General features: G+C 43.6%; 21 protein-coding genes, 1 tRNA gene and 1 pseudogene. 15 read left to right on the forward strand and 8 right to left on the reverse strand.

Translation table 11 applies throughout. The features are described 5' to 3' along the window. Positions 1 to 182: 182 nt before the first annotated feature. The 4 genes from dksA to queD all read left to right on the forward strand — a co-directional run bounded on the left by dksA (position 183) and on the right by queD (position 3099). Positions 183 to 638, forward strand: coding sequence for an RNA polymerase-binding protein DksA (gene dksA, locus AAHH42_RS12320; protein WP_072550888.1), 456 nt, complete (start codon positions 183 to 185; stop codon positions 636 to 638). Positions 639 to 687: 49 nt separating this feature from the next. Next, complete coding sequence (pcnB, locus tag AAHH42_RS12325; protein ID WP_342222077.1) at positions 688 to 2124, forward strand: polynucleotide adenylyltransferase PcnB; 1437 nt, start codon at positions 688 to 690, stop codon at positions 2122 to 2124. Next, positions 2121 to 2603, forward strand: coding sequence for a 2-amino-4-hydroxy-6-hydroxymethyldihydropteridine diphosphokinase (gene folK / locus AAHH42_RS12330; RefSeq protein ID WP_072550887.1), 483 nt, complete (start codon positions 2121 to 2123; stop codon positions 2601 to 2603). Before pcnB ends, folK begins: the two co-directional genes overlap by 4 nt. A gap of 133 nt (positions 2604 to 2736) precedes the next feature. Further along, positions 2737 to 3099: a 6-carboxytetrahydropterin synthase QueD gene (queD, locus tag AAHH42_RS12335; protein ID WP_072550886.1), complete on the forward strand. Its 363-nt coding sequence runs from the start codon at positions 2737 to 2739 to the stop codon at positions 3097 to 3099. A 19-nt stretch (positions 3100 to 3118) separates the two neighbouring features. Here the strand turns inward: queD and queE are convergent, their stop codons facing one another. From queE to parC, 4 genes are all read right to left on the reverse strand, one after another. Beyond that, positions 3119 to 3802: a 7-carboxy-7-deazaguanine synthase QueE gene (gene queE / locus AAHH42_RS12340; RefSeq protein ID WP_342221270.1), complete on the reverse strand. Its 684-nt coding sequence runs from the start codon at positions 3800 to 3802 to the stop codon at positions 3119 to 3121. 145 nt (positions 3803 to 3947) lie between these two features. Further along, positions 3948 to 5981 (reverse strand): tRNA(Met) cytidine acetyltransferase TmcA, encoded by a 2034-nt coding sequence (locus AAHH42_RS12345; protein ID WP_072550894.1) that lies wholly within the window; start codon positions 5979 to 5981, stop codon positions 3948 to 3950. Between the two features lie 96 nt (positions 5982 to 6077). Next, entirely contained in the window at positions 6078 to 6530 is a 453-nt protein-coding gene (locus AAHH42_RS12350; RefSeq protein WP_072550884.1) for a DUF441 domain-containing protein, read from the reverse strand. A gap of 50 nt (positions 6531 to 6580) precedes the next feature. Then, positions 6581 to 8830: a DNA topoisomerase IV subunit A gene (gene parC / locus AAHH42_RS12355; RefSeq protein ID WP_072550883.1), complete on the reverse strand. Its 2250-nt coding sequence runs from the start codon at positions 8828 to 8830 to the stop codon at positions 6581 to 6583. A 174-nt stretch (positions 8831 to 9004) separates the two neighbouring features. Between parC and AAHH42_RS12360 the strand changes: the two genes are divergently transcribed. The 5 genes from AAHH42_RS12360 (at position 9005) to AAHH42_RS12380 (ending at position 11617) form a co-directional block, all read left to right on the forward strand. After that, positions 9005 to 9080: transfer RNA gene (locus AAHH42_RS12360), tRNA-Phe, on the forward strand. A gap of 197 nt (positions 9081 to 9277) precedes the next feature. Next, positions 9278 to 10522, forward strand: a complete 1245-nt coding sequence (locus tag AAHH42_RS12365; protein ID WP_342221271.1) for an integrase domain-containing protein — start codon at positions 9278 to 9280, stop codon at positions 10520 to 10522. A 169-nt stretch (positions 10523 to 10691) separates the two neighbouring features. Then, complete coding sequence (locus AAHH42_RS12370) at positions 10692 to 10862, forward strand: hypothetical protein (RefSeq protein WP_205411507.1); 171 nt, start codon at positions 10692 to 10694, stop codon at positions 10860 to 10862. Then, positions 10828 to 11286: a hypothetical protein gene (locus tag AAHH42_RS12375; RefSeq protein ID WP_162860024.1), complete on the forward strand. Its 459-nt coding sequence runs from the start codon at positions 10828 to 10830 to the stop codon at positions 11284 to 11286. The genes AAHH42_RS12370 and AAHH42_RS12375 overlap by 35 nt, the downstream gene beginning before the upstream one ends. 115 nt (positions 11287 to 11401) lie before the next feature. Next, on the forward strand, positions 11402 to 11617 hold the full coding sequence (locus AAHH42_RS12380; RefSeq protein WP_119797434.1) for a helix-turn-helix transcriptional regulator: 216 nt from the start codon (positions 11402 to 11404) through the stop codon (positions 11615 to 11617). Positions 11618 to 11637: 20 nt separating this feature from the next. Here AAHH42_RS12380 and AAHH42_RS12385 read toward each other — a convergent pair. After that, positions 11638 to 11763: pseudogene (locus tag AAHH42_RS12385) on the reverse strand (IS5/IS1182 family transposase); the annotation flags it as partial. 64 nt (positions 11764 to 11827) lie between these two features. Here AAHH42_RS12385 and AAHH42_RS12390 point away from each other — a divergent pair. The 4 genes from AAHH42_RS12390 to crp all read left to right on the forward strand — a co-directional run bounded on the left by AAHH42_RS12390 (position 11828) and on the right by crp (position 15407). Further along, entirely contained in the window at positions 11828 to 13072 is a 1245-nt protein-coding gene (locus tag AAHH42_RS12390; RefSeq protein ID WP_342220829.1) for an IS256 family transposase, read from the forward strand. A 274-nt stretch (positions 13073 to 13346) separates the two neighbouring features. Further along, on the forward strand, positions 13347 to 13592 hold the full coding sequence (locus AAHH42_RS12395) for a YheU family protein (RefSeq protein WP_072550294.1): 246 nt from the start codon (positions 13347 to 13349) through the stop codon (positions 13590 to 13592). Between the two features lie 61 nt (positions 13593 to 13653). Further along, positions 13654 to 14523: a phosphoribulokinase gene (locus AAHH42_RS12400; protein ID WP_072550293.1), complete on the forward strand. Its 870-nt coding sequence runs from the start codon at positions 13654 to 13656 to the stop codon at positions 14521 to 14523. A 248-nt stretch (positions 14524 to 14771) separates the two neighbouring features. Next, positions 14772 to 15407, forward strand: a complete 636-nt coding sequence (gene crp / locus AAHH42_RS12405; RefSeq protein ID WP_072550292.1) for a cAMP-activated global transcriptional regulator CRP — start codon at positions 14772 to 14774, stop codon at positions 15405 to 15407. A 99-nt stretch (positions 15408 to 15506) separates the two neighbouring features. Here the strand turns inward: crp and mltC are convergent, their stop codons facing one another. The 3 genes from mltC to mutY are packed head-to-tail and all read right to left on the reverse strand — an operon-like array spanning position 15507 to position 17977. Next, the gene (gene mltC / locus AAHH42_RS12410; protein ID WP_342221272.1) at positions 15507 to 16583 is read right to left on the reverse strand and encodes a membrane-bound lytic murein transglycosylase MltC; all 1077 of its coding nucleotides are present in this window, start codon (positions 16581 to 16583) and stop codon (positions 15507 to 15509) included. A 55-nt stretch (positions 16584 to 16638) separates the two neighbouring features. Beyond that, entirely contained in the window at positions 16639 to 16914 is a 276-nt protein-coding gene (locus AAHH42_RS12415) for an oxidative damage protection protein (protein WP_072550291.1), read from the reverse strand. A gap of 13 nt (positions 16915 to 16927) precedes the next feature. Continuing rightward, entirely contained in the window at positions 16928 to 17977 is a 1050-nt protein-coding gene (gene mutY / locus AAHH42_RS12420) for an A/G-specific adenine glycosylase (protein WP_342221273.1), read from the reverse strand. Between the two features lie 216 nt (positions 17978 to 18193). Here mutY and trmB point away from each other — a divergent pair, with 216 nt between their 5' ends. Further along, complete coding sequence (trmB, locus tag AAHH42_RS12425; RefSeq protein WP_342221274.1) at positions 18194 to 18913, forward strand: tRNA (guanosine(46)-N7)-methyltransferase TrmB; 720 nt, start codon at positions 18194 to 18196, stop codon at positions 18911 to 18913. Positions 18914 to 18957: 44 nt separating this feature from the next. After that, the gene (gene hemL, locus AAHH42_RS12430) at positions 18958 to 20235 is read left to right on the forward strand and encodes a glutamate-1-semialdehyde 2,1-aminomutase (protein WP_072550288.1); all 1278 of its coding nucleotides are present in this window, start codon (positions 18958 to 18960) and stop codon (positions 20233 to 20235) included. Positions 20236 to 20368 lie beyond the last annotated feature (133 nt).

A 20368-nucleotide genomic window follows, 5' to 3' on the forward strand; every position in this document is an offset into this window, starting at 1 on the left:
AGAGCTGCTGACGTAAGCACGGTAGTCTACAGTAAAAATAATTGGCTACACTTCTTAAGCCAGTAACAGGAATAATTGCCAATTTATCTTTCATCTGTTATTTATAGCGGCCTGATTTTCCCCTGTTTGGGGTTTTCAATAATGCGTATGAATACAGTGCGTATGAATGTAGGAGAAACATCATGCAAGAAGGGCAGAAACATAAAACCATACCCTTGAGCATTCTCGCCAACGCTGGGTTGGAACGTTACCAAGAGAAACCAGGTGAAGAGTACATGAATGTTAATCAGCTGGCTCATTTCAAAAGGATCCTGACAGAATGGCGGCATCAACTCAGGGGTGAAGTCGATCATACTGTAACCCATTTGCAAGACGGGGCGGCTAACTTTCCTGATCCTGTTGACAGGGCGGCACAAGAAGAAGAATTTAGCCTCGAACTGCGTAACCGTGACCGCGAACGTAAGTTGCTCAAGAAAATCGAAAAAACGCTGAACAGAATCGAAGATAAAGACTTCGGCTTCTGTGATGTCTGTTATGAAGAAATTGGTATTCGCCGCTTGGAAGCGCGACCCACAGCTGATCTGTGTATTGATTGTAAAACCTTGGCTGAAATACGTGAAAAGCAGATGACAGGCTAGGGTGTTATCGTTGTTTAACTTTTTTTATTCGTCACTATCGAGGTGTACCATTTTTACCCGAGTCGCCAATTTCTGCCGCAAGATCCTGATCTGCAAAAGTAAAGTTGTTATTGAAGATAAAATTGCCAGCCAGGCAACTGCGCGGAGGCTGCCTGAGGAAAAGTGTCTAATGACAGTGGTTCCTCGTGGTAAGCACAACATTGCTCGCAGAGATATCAGCGATAATGCATGGAAGGTGCTTCATCGTTTGAATAGATCTGGCTATGAGGCTTATTTAGTCGGTGGTGGTGTTCGTGATTTGCTGCTCGGTAAAAAGCCACAGGATTTTGATATTACAACTAATGCCACACCAGAGCAGGTGCGCAAGTTATTCAATAATTGCCGCTTAGTTGGACGTCGCTTCCGTTTGGCTCATATCATATTTGGTCATGAAATTATTGAAGTCGCAACTTTCCGTGGTCATCATGATGAAAATGGTGATGAACACTCTTCACAGCAGACCGAAAATGGGATGCTATTACGAGATAATATCTTCGGTTCTATTGAAGAAGATGCGCAACGTCGCGATTTCACGATAAATAGCCTTTACTATGGAGGTTCAGATTTCGTACTACGAGATTACTCTGATGGTCTACGTGATCTAAAAAAAGGGGTTATTCGCTTAATAGGTGATCCTGAAGTTCGTTATCGGGAAGATCCTGTGCGAATGCTGCGTGCCGTGCGCTTCGCTGCCAAGCTGGATATGACTATCAGCCCTGAGACGGCTGAACCTATCCCGCGTATGGCTCCACTATTGAGCGGAATTCCATCGGCTCGTTTATTCGAAGAAACCCTTAAATTATTACAGGGCGGTTATGGCTATAAAAGTTATTTAAAACTCTGTGAATACCAGCTTTTTCAACCGCTATTCCCGCTGGTTTCTCGCTATTTTACTCAGCAACATGACTCATTAATGGAACGTATTTTAATTCAGCTACTGAAAAATACCGATTATCGATTGCATCATGATCAGCGGGTCAATCCAGCATTTTTATTTGCGACCATGTTATGGTACCCGTTGGTTGAATGTACTCAAAAGCTAAAACAGGAAAGTGGTTTACCCTATTGTGATGCTTTCTCTTTGGCGATAGATAATGTACTGGAAGAAGTAAGCCGTTCATTAGCTATTCCGAAACGCATCACTATGATGGTACAAGACATTTGGTTATTGCAGTTACGCTTTTCTCTCCGTCAAGGGAAACGTGCTTACCAGCTTATGGAACATCCGAAATTTCGAGCTGCCTATGATCTACTCGTGCTACGAGCCGAAACAGAAAAAAGCCATAAATTACAGAGCCTGAGTCAATGGTGGAGCGAATTTCAGGAAGGGCTGCCGGAGCAGCAGCAATTGATGCTAGGAACCTTAGCGGTGGCACCATACCACTTCCGTCGTTCCACAAACCAGAGACACAGATACCGTAAAGAAATGGTAGCAAAATCGCTATGATCCGAGTTTATATTTCCTTGGGGAGTAACCTGGCACAGCCGCTGCAGCAAATTACATCAGCATTGAAGGCATTGGCCAATTTGCCATGTAGTGAACTGATAAAATGTTCGCCGTTTTATCGTAGTAAACCTTTAGGATCACAGGAACAACCAGATTATCTTAATGCTGTGGTTGCTGTGGACACTCTCTTGTCGGCAGAAAAATTGCTGGATTATACTCAAGCTATTGAACTTCAGCAGGGGCGAGTTAGAAAAGAACAACGCTGGGGAGCTCGCACATTGGATCTGGATATCATGTTATACGGTGATCACATCATAAATAGCGAGCGCCTTGTCGTTCCTCATTACGGTCTGAAAGAAAGAGAGTTTATGCTCTACCCTCTAGCGGATATTGCATCAGGGCTAATTTTTCCTGATGGTGAATCTTTGGCAGAAAATCTGACAAGGATAACGAAAAATGGTTTGATGCTTTGGAAGTGATAAAGCCATCGAAAATGATAAAAGCATCATCTTGGATCCTGGTCAATAAATAAGCATGCTGAGCGCATTTTTGACAAAGTATCAGTAAGCGCAATAGATTTTGAACAGGTTCTAACAAAGGAAGACTGAAATTGTGATCACCACTTTGTTTAAAGATTTTCAATTTGAAGCCGCACATAGGCTACCGAATGTTGCCAAAGGCCATAAATGTGGGCGTTTGCATGGTCATTCATTTACGGTTCGGCTAGAAGTGACGGGTGAAGTGGATCCTCATCAAGGTTGGCTGATAGATTTCTCTAAACTGAAAGAGGCATTTCAACCCATTTGGCAGTGTTTGGATCATCATTATCTGAATGATATTCCCGGCCTGGAGAACCCTACCAGTGAAATATTAGCAAGTTGGATTTGGAAACAGCTTAAACCAGAACTTGCTGAACTCAGTGCTGTGATAATAAAAGAAACCTGTTCAGCAGGCTGCATATATAAAGGTGAATGAATCTAGAAGAACAGAAGTATCAAGCGATATTCAAGTATTTATGCATTTGTACAGATAATCGCCAATTACGGGCAATACAGGTTTTAATGCAGAGCTGGGTTGCCCCATCTGTCTGCTTGTTTTCTTTTCCGATAGGTTGTAACACAATGATCCTTTTTTTATCATCGTGTAACTTAGCCAGTAACTCATCTAGCTGCTCAATGTCCCGTTCACGCGCAACGGGATGTTTTATTTCATCAGCTCTCTGTAATGCTTGCTCAAGTACTTTCAATCCACCGCGCATATCGACTTTTGCCGATACCGTCACCCAGGTTGCAGCAGAACAGTGTACTTCATGAGTACCACTGGTTTCGATCTGGCAACGATAGCCATTTTTTTCTAGTTCTGCGGTTAACGGCACCAGATCATAAATACAAGGTTCTCCACCGGTTATGATCACATGACGGGCGCTGTATCCCTGTTCCTGCAAGACATTCAACAGCTGTAGCTCATTGGCATTACTCCAATCATCACTCACTGAGTTCTTCACCATGATACGTTGTAGGTCAACTTCTCGGTCGTTTTTCTTTTCCCAAGTGTGTTTGGTATCACACCAGCTACAACCTACCGGACAGCCTTGTAACCGTATAAAAATTGCCGGAACGTTAGTGAAATAACCTTCTCCCTGCAACGACTGAAAGATCTCATTAATCGGGTACAACATCGATATCTCTACATAGAATAAATCAGTGGGCGATTATTGCAGATTCTTAGCTTTTCACCAAATGCTCTATTTAACATTAGACACAAGTTTCACATTGTATACTCAAAAGAAGAGGTAGACTCTTTATATGTTTTGCGGTCTTAATTCACAAATAGGAAGTATCTATCGCCCACGCTTTCCAAATATCGCTACGTGCCTTATCTAACGCTAGCAATGCCTGTTGAACCTCCTGTCTCCAGAGTAACATCAACGCCTTGCGTCCACTCAAATTGCGACTTGCTACCACTTCCATCGTCGATAACCGCTGTTGTAAATGCTGGCGTAGCATAGGTAATGGTAGCGGACTACTAAGCAACAATCTCTGTAGAGCCGCCAAGCTCGTCGCCAGTGAGCGGTAAGCATAGGCAAAACCGGCTAATTCACGCCAGTCATCATCATTGAGTGATTGATCAATTTTACCTTGCTGTAAAAAATATTCTTGCTGTGGCTGTAACGAAGGTTGTAACCAAGCCTGTAACCAGGCTCCGTCCCGTGCCAATTGTTGTTGTGCCGATTGACACAAGATCTCTCCTGCTTTACTTAGCGGCAATATTGCCATCGCGGTATAGCAACCACTGCTGGCTTCTTTACGGTCACCTATTCGCAGCAATTTAAAACCACATGCTTGCCAAAAACTGTTTAATTCATCGTTATAACCGAAACTGACAGATAAAAAATCTCGTTTCTGTTGCAGTGCAGATTCTTTCTCTTCTTGTATCATACGATTGGCAATCCCTTGTCGCCGCCATATTGCCGTTACGGCTATTCGACTAACACGGCGAGAGCGCAGAGTCGGTGCTAACCATTGTCCACTGTGTGCAGCTAGCGACTGTGCAACTAAATTGCCTCTTGGTCGTCGACGTCCCGCCCAAATATCTCGCGCCAATTGACTATCTAAGCCACCCTCTTCCACTAGCCATATCGCCCCAATCAGTGATCCCGCTGCAAAAGCGGTAGTAAAATGCATCCCTGGCGCATCCATCAAGCGTCGTAGATCAAGTGGTGTCGTACGATAATGAGCGCTGGATAACAAACCATAGAAACAGCGTAGTAAATGCGGTTTCAGGCGCCATTCATGTTGTTGGCAAGACAGGATCTGCACGCTTACACTAGAGTTAACGACTGTAGGAGGAGGATCATTAAACAACAATGTTTGATTTAAAAAGCGTTCCAGTGGGTCATCAACCGCCCAGCGAATAGGATCGGTGAGGATCAGATGATGCCACTGTGTTAGATTGGCACAAAATTTCAGCAAAAAACCACGACCGGTACCCTCATAGCCCTGGATAGTGGTAGTTAGTAGGATCCTGGGGAAATACTTCAGCAGCGAGGAGAGCAAGGGAATGGGGATCGCTGCTGCTTCATCGATAAGCAACCAATCCACCTGACTGACACTGTACTGACGACAAAAATTTAGCAGAGCATCGGGTGCCCAAAACACCACGGGTTTATCTGTTTTCTGGCACCGTATCTGCTGACACAATACTTCGGTCGTAGCTTTACTCGGCGCAGTTATCCAACAAATCCCCTGCCATTGCGCAATTAACATACCTGCCAGTGTGGATTTACCTCGTCCACGTGCTGCAGTTAGTACCCATACACCCCTTTTAGCTCGCATTAATCGGTGCAAAATAGTCTGTTGCTCCGAAGTCGGCATACCATCCTGCCATCGATGCTCAGGCCGCGTCTGCATTCTAGGGATAAAGGAAGGATGTCCCTGATGCCAAAAAGCGATTTCTTTATCCACCAAAAGTTGTTGCTGAAAATGATTAATAAAATTTGGAGTGGCAAGGGGATCATGTTGTTCACTCCAACGTAAACTATCCTTATCCGTTAGCTGCGGCCAAAGACGCCACTTCGGCACTAGCAGTAGTAACCAGCTACCGGCACGCAAAGTACCCGCTAATATCGCCAAGGCTTCGACATTGAGTGCCATGGTGGCATCAAATACAGCGTGCATTTTTTCTTGTCCCAGCAATTTTTTGGCGGCGATAGCCGGGATGGCACTCACTTGAGTTTCCATCTCACTGATCCATTGCCAATCGCCAGGCAACGATTGACCCAGTAGTCGAGCCTGTTGCCGACACCAGTCAGCATCACCACTGATAACAAATAAACGGCGGACACCTTGTTGCTGCATCTGCTGTTGACTATTGTAAAATAATGGACTGATTATCTTATTGTTTACCAATCTCGCTTACCAACTTCTGTTTACTGAGTGACTGTTTCGCCATTTTTACTGCTTACCAATCAGCAATGAAAGCAAACCAGCAGCAACCAGCGGCCCTACCGGAATCCCTTTGAACAACGCCACACCTAAAACCGTCCCGACAAGTAATCCGGCGACCACTGAAGGTTGATTGGTCATCAGTGATACACCTCTGCCGCCTAAATAGGAAACCACCACACCAACGACAATCGCTAAAAGAGGCTTCCAATGAAGAAAAGAGTGAGTAATATCATTGACATTGATCTTACCACTGGCAATCGGGGCTATCATCCCAATGGTCAAAATCAGTATCCCGAGAGTGAGAGCATATTTTTCAATCCAAGGGAAAAACTGACTCATGGGTGTGATACGGACGATAAACAACGTCAAAATTGCCCAGGTTAATGGCATGTTATGGCTGAAGATCCCTAATGTAGCGAGCACCAGTAAAATCAGCAAAGTTGGATCAAGAAAAGCCATCGGATATTCCTAATAATTATCATTTCGAATGGTGGACTCCTGGATAGATATCAGGATAATTTACCTAAGACATCAACTCGATCAACTCGTGTTAAGCCACGTGGCAATACACAACCTCTACGCCCACGTTCAGCGCGAAATTTCTGTAATTCTTCCGGCGGTAAGGTTAATTTACGTTTGCCGTTGTACAGTGTGATCGACGCTTGAGGCGGTAATATCAATAGCCACATCAATCGATCTTCGCCCGCTGCTGCTTGCTTCGATGAAATAGACACAATTTTGTTGCCTTTCCCCTTCGGTAGGGTAGGCAAGTCGGCGGCCGGAAACATCAGCATCCGTCCCGCAGCGGTAATTGATAGCAACATATCGTTAGAATCACAAATTTCCAGTGGTGGTAAGACTCTGGCATTCTCTGGCAACGCAATTAATGTCTTACCTGCTCGATTTTTAGTGACAAGATCACTGAAGCTACAAATAAAACCGTAACCTGCATCAGAGGCCATCAACAATTTTTGATCGTCGGCAGCCATAAGCAGATGTTCGATGGTGGTTCCGGGAGGTAGAGTGAATTTGCCAGTGAGCGGCTCTCCTTGGCCACGAGCGGAAGGCAACGCCAGCGTATTAAGCGAATAACTACGACCCGTAGAGTCAATAAACACCACGGGTTGGTTGCTTTTACCTTGAGCACAAGCGCAAAAACCGTCACCGGCTTTATAACTTAATCCACTGGGATCAATCTCATGCCCTTTGGCGCTACGCACCCAGCCCATTTTAGATAACACTACGGTGACAGATTCAGAAGGCACAATATCATGTTCACTCATCGCCTTGGCTTCTCCTCGTGCGATCAAGGGAGATCGGCGCTTATCACCGTATTTAGCAGCATCGGTTTGGATTTCTTTTTTCAATAAGCTGTTTAATTCACTTTCTGATGCTAACAATTCCTGCAGTCGATCCCGCTCTTTGGCTAATTCATCCTTCTCATCTGCGATTTTTATCTCTTCCAACTTAGCCAACTGACGAAGTTTTTGTTCAAGGATCGCTTCAACCTGGATTTCCGAAAGTGTAAAACGCTGTATTAGTACAACTTTGGGGTCATCTTCCGTGCGAATGATATGGATCACGTCATCAAGATCTTGTAAGGCAATCAGTAAACCTGCCAAAACGTGCAAACGTTTCTGCACTTTTTCTAAACGATAATGCAGACGACAACGCACCGTATTACGACGGTAGACTAACCATTCGTTCAAAATATCCAATAATCCTTTGACGGATGGGCGACGATCCAGCCCGATCATATTCATATTGATACGATAACTTTTTTCAAGATCGGTGGTGGCAAATAAATGATTCATCACCGATTCCAAATCGATTCTATTAGAGCGAGGAACGATAACTAAACGTGTAGGATTTTCATGATTAGATTCATCACGTAAATCCTCTATCATCGGCAATTTTTTGGCACGCATTTGATTGGCGATCTGTTCCAACACTTTAGCACCAGATACCTGATGCGGCAGAGAGGTGATTACAGCATTGCCTTCTTCTTTATTCCATAGCGCTCGCATACGTATTGAACCGCGACCACTTTGGTAAATCTTATGGATCTCATTAGCAGGGGTAATGATTTCTGCTTCGGTGGGAAAATCAGGTGCTCGTACACAGCTTAGTATATCTTCCAACGATGCTGTGGGTTTATCGATCAACAGGATCACAGCGTCAGCGATCTCTTGCACATTATGGGGTGGAATATCGGTAGCCATACCCACTGCTATACCGGTCGTGCCGTTTAACAGAATGTTAGGCAGGCGGGCAGGCAGCATTTTGGGCTCTTGCAGGGTGCCATCAAAATTGGGGATCCAGTCCACTGTTCCCTGAGCCAATTCAGCCAACAACACGTCAGCGTATTTTGACAAACGGGATTCGGTATAACGCATTGCCGCAAAAGATTTGGGATCATCGGGTGCTCCCCAGTTTCCCTGTCCATCGACTAACGGATAACGATAAGAAAAAGTTTGTGCCATTAGCACCATCGCTTCATAACAGGCATTGTCACCGTGCGGATGGTATTTACCCAACACATCACCTACGGTCCGCGCTGATTTTTTAAATTTAGCGTTATTATTTAGTCCCAACTCCGACATAGCATAGACAATGCGGCGTTGTACCGGCTTCAACCCATCACCAATAAACGGCAACGCCCGATCCATGATGACGTACATGGAATAATTCAGGTAGGCGTTTTCAGTAAAAGTGTACAAAGCTTGACGCTCTATCCCATCATGAATTAATTCACTCACTACTTAATTATCCTTAAATCCTGATCAGTATCTACGATAGTAACTCATCTGTTGGGTCACTGTCACAATCGGTCAATGTATTGCATGAGTTACGCCCAAAAAAAAAGCAACTGACTCCTTGATAAGAAAAACTCATTGACGCTGAAACGTCAATGAGGTTTAATGCGCCCCGTTGCCCGGATAGCTCAGTCGGTAGAGCAGAGGACTGAAAATCCTCGTGTCCTTGGTTCGATTCCGAGTCCGGGCACCAAGCATTATATCAGCCAGTATCTTTTACTGACTGTGGTTTTAAAGAAACCCGCACTCTAACTAGATTTGCGGGTTTTTTGTTGCCTGTTATCTTTGAGTGTGGCATGGTTATACTCTGTTTTTTAGGGACTAGATTTGGGACTCTATTTTTTAATCTCCAAAATAGGTAGTCCCATAGTCCTATTAATGGTGATTAATATGGCAATACAAGCAAAACCCTTGACTAATACCGAAGTGAAAGCGGCAAAGGCAACCAACAAAGATTTATCTTTATACGATGGTGGTGGATTACTGCTGTTTGTTAAATCATCAGGCATTAAAACATGGCGTCTACGCTACTACCATCCTACAACGAACAAGCGGACAACTTTAACACTAGGACATTACCCTACTTTATCGCTGGCAGAAGCAAGACGTGTACGAGAGGAGGTAAGAGCACTCTTGGCACAAGGAATCGACCCTCAGGAACAACAAAGACAGCAACAAGAGAAAGAAAAAGCGTTTAATAACAATACTTTTGCTAAAATTACTGCTGATTGGTTCACAGTAAAAAAATCAAAGGGTTTGACCGAAGATACACTTAATAACATATGGAGATCACTGGAAAAGAACATATTCCCTTACGTGGAAGGGGTTTCTATCACTAATCTAACCGCACAAACATTTATACAAGCAATGGAGCCTATTCGTGCTAGTGGTCGATTAGAAACAGTACGGCGGGTTACACTGCGTATTAATGAAGTGATGAACTATGCCGTTAATGCGGGGTTGATACAGGCAAACCCTGCCGCGAAGATTAGTCAGGTCTTTGAAAATCCTACAGTAAAGCACATGCCCACAATTAGGCCGGAAAAATTGCCAGAACTCATGCGTACACTGTCCGTCGCTAATATAGAATTGCAAACCAGATTAGTTATAGAATTTCAATTATTGACCATTGCCAGACCTGCGGAGGCCGCTACTGCTCGTTGGGATGAAATAAATCTGGCAGATAAAACGTGGACGATCCCAGCAAGTAGAATGAAAATGCGCCGTGAGCATGTGATTCCACTGTCTCCCCAATCACTGGCGGTATTAGAAGCTATGAAGCCGATCAGTGCACACCGGCCTTACGTATTCCCGTCATTCAAGAACCCATTAAAACCAATGAATAGCACAACGGCGAATATGGCTTTACGCCGTATGGGGTATAAAAGCATATTGGTGGCACATGGATTTAGATCCATTGCCAGTACAACTCTCAATGAGGAAGGGTTTGCTCCAGATGTGATCGAAGCAGCCTTGGCACATGTTGATACGGACAAAGTACGTAGTGCCTACAACCGCAGCACCTATTTGGAACAACGCAGAGTATTGATGGATTGGTGGGGTGAGTTCGTTGAACAAGCTGCAACAGGGAAATTTACTGCCGCCGAAGGCGTGAGAGGATTACGAATTAAATAATAACAAGATGGAATAAGGAAAAATAGTCAAAGCATGATGTTGCCATCAGACGTTTACGTTAATTTCTGTAGACCCCTTCTCTTTCATGCATAAAATACTGGCCTCAAATATTAACTGACACTTTTCGATGTGTGTTTCATATTAGTAAATGGATAATAGGCATTAATTAATGAACGATTCATTCCTTGACGAATACGCCGAGTTTGCATACATGGATTTAAGTGTTGTGTTGGATGCTTTTATCACTGAAGGCTATTTAAATCACTGCGAAGCGCATTCTTATCTGTGCCGAATAATTAAAGGCAGTGCCACCCTTTCCCCCTGTGGCACTTTATCGTAAGCCCTTCAATCCTCTGCCTTTTGATGACTATCAAGAATTTGAAAAAACCGAAAGGGAGTCCGTGATAAAAGCGTTGAGAGACGCCGCTTATTTTAATACTGATCAGAATTTTTCTATCACTTATCTACAGCGAAAGGCATTAATTCACCGACTTAAGATTACAGGGAAGCCCATTCCTAACGCCATCATTTCACGTCGTCACCAAGCTAGTACTAGCAACACGGGTCGACTATCGACAACCTGTAAAATAGCCATTGTCACTCTTTACGAGAAAACACACGGCACTCTTTCAGCTAATTATACGCAAGCGGCAAACATATTGTCGGCTTATGTGACTGAGGCGGGTTATAACCATAAGTTCAATAAAGATACTATTAAGCGATGGTGTGAAGAGATAAAAGTGATAAAAAAAAGAACACAATAGCGCATTAAGAGACGAGAGGGCTTATTAAGCCCCCCTCTTTCTTTCAATCTATAAAAAAAAGATCAATCCTATCTATATCCGCTGGTCATCCCGTTTACTCAAGGAAAATAGAGAGATGTCAATGTTAGATCGTAAAATACTACTGAAGAAAGAAGTTAAGTCCATTCTACGTATTTCCGCAGACAGTGCCTTTGATGAAATGTGGAAACAACATGATTTTCCTAAGCCTATTCGTATTGGCATTCGTCGTACTGGATGGTATGCCGATGAAGTTGAGGGCTGGCTAAAGGAGCGGGATTTAGAACGTTTACCAAGGGAGATCACTCAATAGACCTCTTCGGAAACTCTGATTTATCTAATTTCCATGTTATAAATTGCTGCAATCAGATTAAATCGTAATCCAAACCGTTTTCGCCTGTTTCGATAACGATCTGATACGATTTTAAATCGTTTAATCATACCAATGACATTTTCGTTTGAGCCTGTCCTGAAAATTGTGTAATTGCCTATATTTAAACAATTTGTGAATAGGATATAGACAATGGTAAGAAAGAATAAATTACCGGATACCCCGCAACAATCTCAGCTACGTCAGGTAGCTCAGGCGCTGGTAAAAGACATTAAAACTGAATCTGATCTAAACAAGATACTCAATGAATTCGTTAAGATGACAGTAGAAGCGACATTAGGTGCTGAAATGGAACATCACCTAGGTTATGCCAAAAATGCGGCTGAAGGACGTGGCAGCGGTAATAGTCGTAATGGCTATTCTGCAAAAAATATTACCTCTCAGTACGGTGAATTAGCGATAGAAACGCCCCGTGACCGTAACGGCGAGTTTTCCCCGATAATGGTTGAAAAAGGGCAAACTCGGCTGACCCATTTTGACGATCACATTTTAGCGTTTTACGCTCAAGGCATGACCACACGGGAAATTACCGAAACCTTTAAAAAAATCTATGATGCTGAGGTATCGCCAACCTTGATATCTAAAGTCACTGATGCGGTAATTGACCGAGTAACCACCTGGCGTAGTCGCCCACTGGACAATCTGTATCCGATTGTTTATCTGGATTGTATTGTCGTTAAAGTTCACCAGGATAAGCGGGTTATCAATAAATCTGTCTATATCGCGCTAGGCATCAATATGGAAGGACATAAGGAATGCCTTGGCTTGTGGATAGCGGAGACGGAAGGAGCAAAGACCTGGTTATCGATTCTGACCGAGTTAAAGAATCGGGGCTTAAATGATATATTAATTGCTTGTATGGATGGTTTAACCGGGTTTCCTGAGGCTGTCAACACGGTCTATCCTGAGACAAAAATCCAGCTTTGCATTGTCCATTTAGTCCGTAATTCGGTCAAATACGTCAGTTGGAAAGATCGACAAGCACTCTGTGCCGACCTAAAACTCATTTACCGTTCCGCTACAGAAGAAAATGCTTTGCAAGAGCTTGATAGTTTTGAAGGACGCTGGGGTGAAAAATACCCAACACTGGTACAAATTTGGCGCAGAAATTGGGATAACCTATCCACATTTTTTACTTATCCCGACGAAATTCGCAAGGTGATTTATACAACAAATGCGATAGAATCACTCAATAGTGTGATACGTAAAGCCATAAAAAAACGCAAAATATTTGCACATGATGGGTCTGCATTAAAAGTGATTTATCTGGCAATAGAATCTGCATCAGAAAAGTGGACAATGCCGATACCAAACTGGCGTCAGGCTCTCAATCACTTTATGATCGAATACCCTGAACGGTTATCAGTGTATTTATGAGGAATCGGCAGTTACACAGAATCTTGTACAGGCTCACGTGATCTGGATCCTGTGTTGCTCGCAATCCTCATGTGTCTCTGTGTTAACTCAGGTTGCTGTGTACCATGACTTCACATAACAAACTACGGTTTCAAGTAGCCTTCGGCTTTCAATTTTCGAAAGAGGTCTATTGTGAGGTTGGATTTGTTAATATTAGGCGTCTATTGAGTGGCAGTTAAATAGGTCATGGTTCGATAGTAGACTACTTGATTTTTTTCTCTCTGGAATGCTAATAATGATTATCCCTTGGCAACACATCAACAGTGAAACGCTAGACAGCTTAATTGAGGCTTTTGTATTACGTGAAGGTACAGATTATGGTGAGCAGGAATTTTTACTAGAGCAAAAAGTGGCCGATGTTCGTCATCAGTTGATCATTGGAGAAGCGTTAGTGGTGTGGTCTGAAGTACAGGAAACCATCAATATTATGCCACGAACACAAAGTAACGTTAGCACTTTCAGTATCGAAGAATCATCCTGAAAAATAGCATTAGACCTCATTTGCAACGCGGCAGGAGCCCGCCTATGGAGAAAAAATTATTATGTCAGCCAAATACCCCATTATCGCCGTCACGGGTTCCAGTGGCGCAGGAACGACGGCTACCAGTGTGGCTTTTCGTAAAATATTTCAACAATTAAATATCAGTGCCGCCGAATTAGAAGGTGATAGTTTTCATCGTTATACTCGTCCGGAAATGGATACAGAGATTCGGAAAGCACGCGATCAAGGGCGTCATATCAGTTATTTTGGTCCAGAAGCCAATGATTTTGGTCTGCTAGAAAAGAGTTTTGCCGACTACGGCAAACAGGGAAGCGGTGAAGCACGTAAATATCTACATACTTATGATGAAGCTATGCCTTATAAACAGATCCCAGGGACTTTTACGCCTTGGGAGGCTCTACCGACACAGACTGACATGCTGTTTTACGAGGGGCTACATGGTGGTGTGGTCACCAAAGAATACGATGTAGCCCAATATGTGGATTTGTTGGTTGGCGTGGTGCCTATTGTTAACCTGGAATGGATTCAAAAACTGGTACGGGATACCAATGAACGTGGTCATTCTCGTGAAGCAGTAATGGATTCAGTGGTACGTTCTATGGACGATTACATTAATTACATTACTCCCCAGTTTTCCCTTACCCATATCAACTTCCAACGCGTACCCACGATAGATACCTCTAATCCTTTTTCTGCCAAAGCGATCCCATCGCTGGATGAAAGTTTTGTGGTTATCCATTTTCGTGGCTTAGATCACATTGATTTCCCTTATTTATTGGCGATGTTACAAGGCTCTTTTATCTCAAATGTTAATACATTAGTTGTGCCTGGCGGTAAAATGGGATTAGCGATGGAGTTGATAATGGCGCCGCTCGTGCAGCGTCTGCTAGAAAAGAAGAAAACAGTTTAATCTATGATCTGAGAGCCTGTTGCAAATCTTTTTCGCTGTGCTCAGACGAAGAAAAAATGGGCGAAAAAGCGCAGTTTATTCTTTATATACAACAAAAAGGGAGTCGATGAGCATTTTAAGCTTATTTTTGACGAATTATTTGACCAAAAAACGGCGAGTACAAGAGATTTCGAACAGGTTCTTATATACTTGCCTGATGATGATCAGGCTATAATATTAGGCTGCAATAATAACAGAGGATACCGCATATGGTTCTCGGCAAGCCACAACCAGACACTACTCTTGAATGGTTCCTGTCTCATTGCCATATCCACAAATATCCATCGAAGAGCACTTTGATTCATCAGGGTGAAAAGGCCGAAACGCTTTACTATATCGTAAAGGGTTCAGTAGCGGTTCTGATCAAGGATGAAGAGGGTCGAGAGATGATCCTTGCCTATCTAAATCAGGGAGATTTCATTGGCGAACTGGGGTTATTTAAAAAAGAAGGCCAAGAACGCAGTGCGTGGGTTAGAGCAAAAAGCGCTTGTGACGTTGCTGAGATTTCTTACAAAAAATTCCGGCAGCTTATTCAGGTGAATCCAGAAATTCTGACGCGCTTATCTGCACAAATGGCGCAACGCTTACAGGTTACTTCCGAAAAAGTGGGTAATCTTGCTTTTCTGGATGTTACCGGGCGTATCGCAGAAACGTTGCTTAATTTGGCAAAACAACCTGATGCTATGACCCACCCAGATGGTATGCAAATTAAAATCACCCGTCAGGAAATTGGTCAGATCGTGGGTTGCTCACGTGAAACAGTAGGACGTATCCTTAAAATGCTAGAAGCACAAAATTTGATTTCCGCTCACGGTAAAACCATTGTCGTTTATGGCACCCGATAATGGTAAAAAAATCGGAGCAGGTTGCACGACTGCTCCTATGTCTTCTCTCGCGGCTCAAGGGGCGTGGTTCTCTGACTAGAATAGATTTCGAACGCGCTTTTAGCGACGACGATACGTTTTTTGAGCGTTATTCACTTTCATTAGATAACGACGTGATTGGCTAGCAGGATGCTTAGTGATCAGTGTGTTAAATACCTCTCCTGGCTCCATACTGTTGATCATAATGAATGCCTGGTCTTTATCGTTGGAAAATAAACGTAATACACTACCTGCACCACCGTTATAGGCCGTGATCATGGCATAGAGGCGCGAGGTGCTATTACGGATCCCTCCAAGGTAACTATTTTGCAAAATGGATAAATAGGCAACACCCGCGTCGATATTATTTTCTGGGTCAAATAAATAGCTGCGGCTCGGATGACCATTTTTCCCTTTCATTTTGAATACATCTTTGCCAGCGGTCTGTTGCATTATCTGCATCAGACCTAACGCATTAGCACTGCTGATAGCATAGGGATTAAAGCTAGATTCAATCTGCATAATAGCCAGTATTAACGATTCTTCAACCTGGTATTTTGCGGCAGCCTGGCGTATTAAAGGCAAATATTTGTGCGCCCGTTTATCCAGATGGTTAGGTACCAGCTGCACTGTAATCGACCAAATAACCTGCAATCCCTTGTTGCGTTTTTGCATTCTAGTTTGCAGCAAAGAGTCTGCGAACTGGCTAGCACGCCATTCCCAACGGATCGGTTGACCATTGTTGTCCAATACTTGACCATATAAAAACGGCTCTTTACTGATTTGAATATCGTTAACGTCAGAATAAAGATCAATTGCACCGGGATCGTCACCCATGAGTAAGGTGGCGATGATAGTTTGACGCAGATGAGCCTCAGGATTGGTCGTGGCGATAGTTTCAAAGGTAATGGTACCGGCGTAAAAATTGATATGACTGCGCGTTTGATATTTATCCGTGTATTTTACGTAGTCTCTTGGGCCTGCGATCAAGATTTCATCCAAGCCCCAGATATTTTCGATATTGTGGGCAAATTGCCCCATCAAAATATCAAAACTGTTGGTATCTTTGATAAACATTTCATTATCAGCCTGCTCTTTATTCCCTGAGCAAGAGATCAGCAAAGGTGTGATCATGAGTAGAACTAAAATTTTCTTCATCTTATAAACCATATCATGATGAAAAAAAATAATTTTTTCAAAATCATCTAAACCTCTATGACTTACTTGGCGGGACATATCCTGCAATATGTATTTCTTGGCCTTCGAATAAAAAATTGCACATTTCTTTTTCCAGTAACTGGCGATCAGCGAGGTTCATCATGCTCAACTTTTTTTCATTGATCAGCATAGTTTGTTTGTTTATCCATTGCGCCCACGCTTGCTTAGAAATTTCATTATAGATACGTTCGCCTATTTCTCCTGGATAAATTTGAAAATCTTGTCTTTCGGCTTCTTCTTTTAAAAATGTACAGTAAATTATTTTGCTCATACTCTATCCTCTTTTAGAACCTATTCGAAATCTGTTGCAATAAGCGTTCAACCGGAGCAGCAAGCCCGACTGACGGCGGTTGCTTCAGGTTGTACCAGAGACCGGCACTGTCATCCATACATCCTTTCACCAAGGAGTTATACAATCGCAGGGGAATGATGTCCAAGTGGAAGTGGCTAAAGGTGTGACGGAAAGCACCGAGTTGATGTAAATCTTTTTCTTGCAATCCACGCTGTTGTAACCAAAAAACCAGTTCTGTGCGTTGGCTAAACTGTGGGAAACAGAATAACCCGCCCCATAAACCGACCGGCGGGCGCTGTTCTAGCCAGATTTGTGTGCCCTGTTGCATTAATAAAAAATAAGCAGTTTTTTCTGGTAGTTTACGTGCTGGTTTTTTACCCGGATAGTGAAGCCAGCTACGAGTAGCATGAGACAAACAGCCACTATTGAGTGGACAAAATTCGCATTTTGGTTGAGATCGGGTGCATACCGTCGCACCTAAATCCATCATGGCTTGATTGAATTGCCCTACACCATTAGCAGGAGTGACTTTTTCACTCATCTGCCACAGGCGTTTTTCTACCTCTTTTTGACCCGGCCAACCGGATATCGCATAACAACGTGACAATACTCGTTTAACATTACCATCGAGGATCGAAAAATGTTGCCCTAATGCCAGAGACAAAATGGCACCGGCGGTAGAACGACCAATACCAGGGAGCGCGACAATTTCAGCAAAAGTAGTAGGAAATTTTCCCTGATGATGGTCAACAATCGTTTGTGCTGTTTTATGCAAATTTCTGGCACGGGCGTAGTAACCTAAACCTGTCCACAAATGAAGCACTTCGTCCAAGGGCGCGGAGGCTAACGTCAGTATATCAGGGAAACGCGTGATAAAACGTTGAAAGTAAGGAATGACAGTAGCAACCTGAGTCTGTTGCAACATGACTTCAGACAGCCATACTTGATAGGGCGTTTTATCCTGTTGCCACGGCAACGTTTTGCGGTCATAGCATTGGTACCATTCCAGTACCCATTGTGCGAATTGTTGTGCTGGTATCATAAGTCGCCATCGGTAAATTGGCAGATACACCCTTCGCTTTTCAAGTTGTGGCGGTGTTGGCTGCTCGCACTCATCCAAGTCATGTACTACCTGGATTCGATTGATTGCCGCTTTGCCGTAACTCGAAATTCATTGGGTATAAATAAATTAGCTTGGGATTGCAGCATAGAGTTGTAAGACTGTAAACTGGAACTTTATTGATAGCTAGAAAGTTCCATGATAAATACGGTTATATCGAAACAATTTGCTGAAAATGGTTGTGGTTTACGTCGCGTTCGTAGTTTTGTTCGTCGCCAAGGGCGATTGACCCGAGGGCAACAACTCGCGTTGGATAGCTACTGGTCGCTGATGGGCATCGATTATCAGGCAACTGTCATTGAAGTTAACTCAATATTTGGTCGTACGGCGCCGTTGGTATTAGAAATCGGCTTTGGTATGGGGACATCTTTGGTGACGATGGCAGCGGATAATCCACAACAAAATTTTCTCGGTATTGAAGTCCATGCTCCTGGGGTGGGTGCTTGTCTGGCGGCTGCGCATGAAATGGGTTTGAAAAATCTACGTGTTATGCGCCATGATGCGCTTGAAGTGTTGGAAAATATGTTGCCAGATAGTTCACTCGACAGATTACAGCTATTTTTTCCTGATCCTTGGCCTAAAGCTCGCCATAACAAACGGCGTATTGTGCAAACTGCTTTTGCTGAACTGGTAAAAAACAAGTTAAAGGTAGGGGGAATATTCCATATGGCAACCGATTGGCACCATTATGCAGAACATATGCTGGAAGTGATGTCGAATATTACCGGCTATCATAATCTTGCCACCAATAAGAGGTATGTTCCTCGTCCTGATTCACGACCATTGACTAAATTTGAATTACGCGGTCAACGTCTAGGACATGGTGTTTGGGATCTGATGTTTGAACGCAAGGAATAGACCTCGCGAAACCTGCCTTCTCCACCAAATTCAGGAACTCATTAATGAATAAGTCCGCAACTCTCTATGCCGAGGCACAAAAATTTATCCCGGGAGGGGTCAACTCCCCGGTTCGAGCATTTAACGGTGTTGGTGGCTCGCCATTATTTATTGAAAGAGCTAATGGTGCCTATCTATACGATGTTGACGGTAAAGAATATATCGATTACGTGGGATCATGGGGACCAATGATACTGGGTCATAATCATCCAGTTATTCGCCATGCTGTAATCGCTGCGGTTGAGCGTGGACTAAGCTTTGGTGCTCCGACTGAAATTGAAGTCAGGATGGCAAAGTTAATCACTTCTTTGATACCCAGTATGGAAAGAGTACGCATGGTTAATTCAGGTACCGAAGCTACCATGAGTGCGATTCGTTTGGCACGTGCTTACACCAAACGCGACAAAATTATCAAGTTTGAGGGCTGTTATCACGGTCATGCTGACTGTCTATTAGTAAAGGCGGGTTCGGGTGCGTTAACTTTCGGAGAAGCAAATTCGCCAGGTGTTCCAGACGATTTTGCAAAACATACCTTGACTTGCATTTATAACGACTTGGATTCGGTGCGGCAAGTTTTTGCACAGTACCCGCAAGAAATAGCGGGCATTATCGTCGAACCGGTCGCCGGTAATATGAACTGTGTACTACCGTCCGCCGATTTTCTGCCCGGCCTGCGTACTTTGTGCGATGAATTTGGTGCTCTATTGATTATCGACGAAGTGATGACCGGTTTTCGCGTCGCTTTGGGAGGCGCACAGGCGCTTTATAATGTCAAACCCGATCTCACTTGTTTAGGCAAAATTATCGGTGGCGGTTTGCCTGTGGGGGCATTTGGTGGCAGTGACGAAATAATGAAACAACTGGCACCTACGGGTACCGTTTATCAAGCAGGAACATTGTCCGGTAATCCGATCGCCATGGCGGCGGGTTTTGCCTGCTTAAATCAGTTGTCTGAAGATAGCATCAGTAGACTAACGCAACTGACTGCAAATTTAGTTCAAGCATTATCTGATGCGGCTAAGGTAAAAAATATTCCGCTGGTGATTAACCACATTGGGGGGATGTTTGGCCTGTTTTTTACTGATGCTTCACGGATAAATTGTTATCAAGATGTCATACAATGTGATGTTAAACGCTTTAAACTTTTCTTTCATTTGATGTTAGCTGAAGGTGTTTATCTGGCACCCTCGGCTTTTGAAAGTGCGTTTATGTCACTGGCACACAGTGACCAACAGATTGAAGAAACGGTAGCAGCCGCACAGCGTTGCTTCGCTAAATTATAAATACAATATACCCTTCGCCTTTCAAGTTACGGTGGCGTTGGCTGCTCGCACTCATCCCAGTCATGTACTACCTGGATTCGATTGATTGCCGCCTTGCCGTAACTCGAAATTCATTGGGTATAGACTCTTGCAA

The organism is Candidatus Fukatsuia endosymbiont of Tuberolachnus salignus (assembly GCF_964030845.1).
Classification (GTDB): Bacteria; Pseudomonadota; Gammaproteobacteria; order Enterobacterales; family Enterobacteriaceae; genus Fukatsuia; species Fukatsuia symbiotica.

Excerpts from the sequence above, each read along its gene's own strand:
- dksA (WP_072550888.1), top strand. The coding sequence starts at position 183 with ATGCAAGAAGGGCAGAAACATAAAACCATACCCTTGAGCATTCTCGCC.
- folK (WP_072550887.1), top strand. The coding sequence starts at position 2,121 with ATGATCCGAGTTTATATTTCCTTGGGGAGTAACCTGGCACAGCCGCTG.
- queE (WP_342221270.1), bottom strand. The coding sequence starts at position 3,802 with ATGTTGTACCCGATTAATGAGATCTTTCAGTCGTTGCAGGGAGAAGGT.
- AAHH42_RS12345 (WP_072550894.1), bottom strand. The coding sequence starts at position 5,981 with ATGCAGCAACAAGGTGTCCGCCGTTTATTTGTTATCAGTGGTGATGCT.
- AAHH42_RS12350 (WP_072550884.1), bottom strand. The coding sequence starts at position 6,530 with ATGGCTTTTCTTGATCCAACTTTGCTGATTTTACTGGTGCTCGCTACA.
- AAHH42_RS12365 (WP_342221271.1), top strand. The coding sequence starts at position 9,278 with ATGGCAATACAAGCAAAACCCTTGACTAATACCGAAGTGAAAGCGGCA.
- AAHH42_RS12370 (WP_205411507.1), top strand. The coding sequence starts at position 10,692 with ATGAACGATTCATTCCTTGACGAATACGCCGAGTTTGCATACATGGAT.
- AAHH42_RS12380 (WP_119797434.1), top strand. The coding sequence starts at position 11,402 with ATGTCAATGTTAGATCGTAAAATACTACTGAAGAAAGAAGTTAAGTCC.
- AAHH42_RS12390 (WP_342220829.1), top strand. The coding sequence starts at position 11,828 with ATGGTAAGAAAGAATAAATTACCGGATACCCCGCAACAATCTCAGCTA.
- AAHH42_RS12395 (WP_072550294.1), top strand. The coding sequence starts at position 13,347 with ATGATTATCCCTTGGCAACACATCAACAGTGAAACGCTAGACAGCTTA.
- AAHH42_RS12400 (WP_072550293.1), top strand. The coding sequence starts at position 13,654 with ATGTCAGCCAAATACCCCATTATCGCCGTCACGGGTTCCAGTGGCGCA.
- crp (WP_072550292.1), top strand. The coding sequence starts at position 14,772 with ATGGTTCTCGGCAAGCCACAACCAGACACTACTCTTGAATGGTTCCTG.
- mltC (WP_342221272.1), bottom strand. The coding sequence starts at position 16,583 with ATGAAGAAAATTTTAGTTCTACTCATGATCACACCTTTGCTGATCTCT.
- AAHH42_RS12415 (WP_072550291.1), bottom strand. The coding sequence starts at position 16,914 with ATGAGCAAAATAATTTACTGTACATTTTTAAAAGAAGAAGCCGAAAGA.
- mutY (WP_342221273.1), bottom strand. The coding sequence starts at position 17,977 with ATGATACCAGCACAACAATTCGCACAATGGGTACTGGAATGGTACCAA.
- trmB (WP_342221274.1), top strand. The coding sequence starts at position 18,194 with ATGATAAATACGGTTATATCGAAACAATTTGCTGAAAATGGTTGTGGT.
- hemL (WP_072550288.1), top strand. The coding sequence starts at position 18,958 with ATGAATAAGTCCGCAACTCTCTATGCCGAGGCACAAAAATTTATCCCG.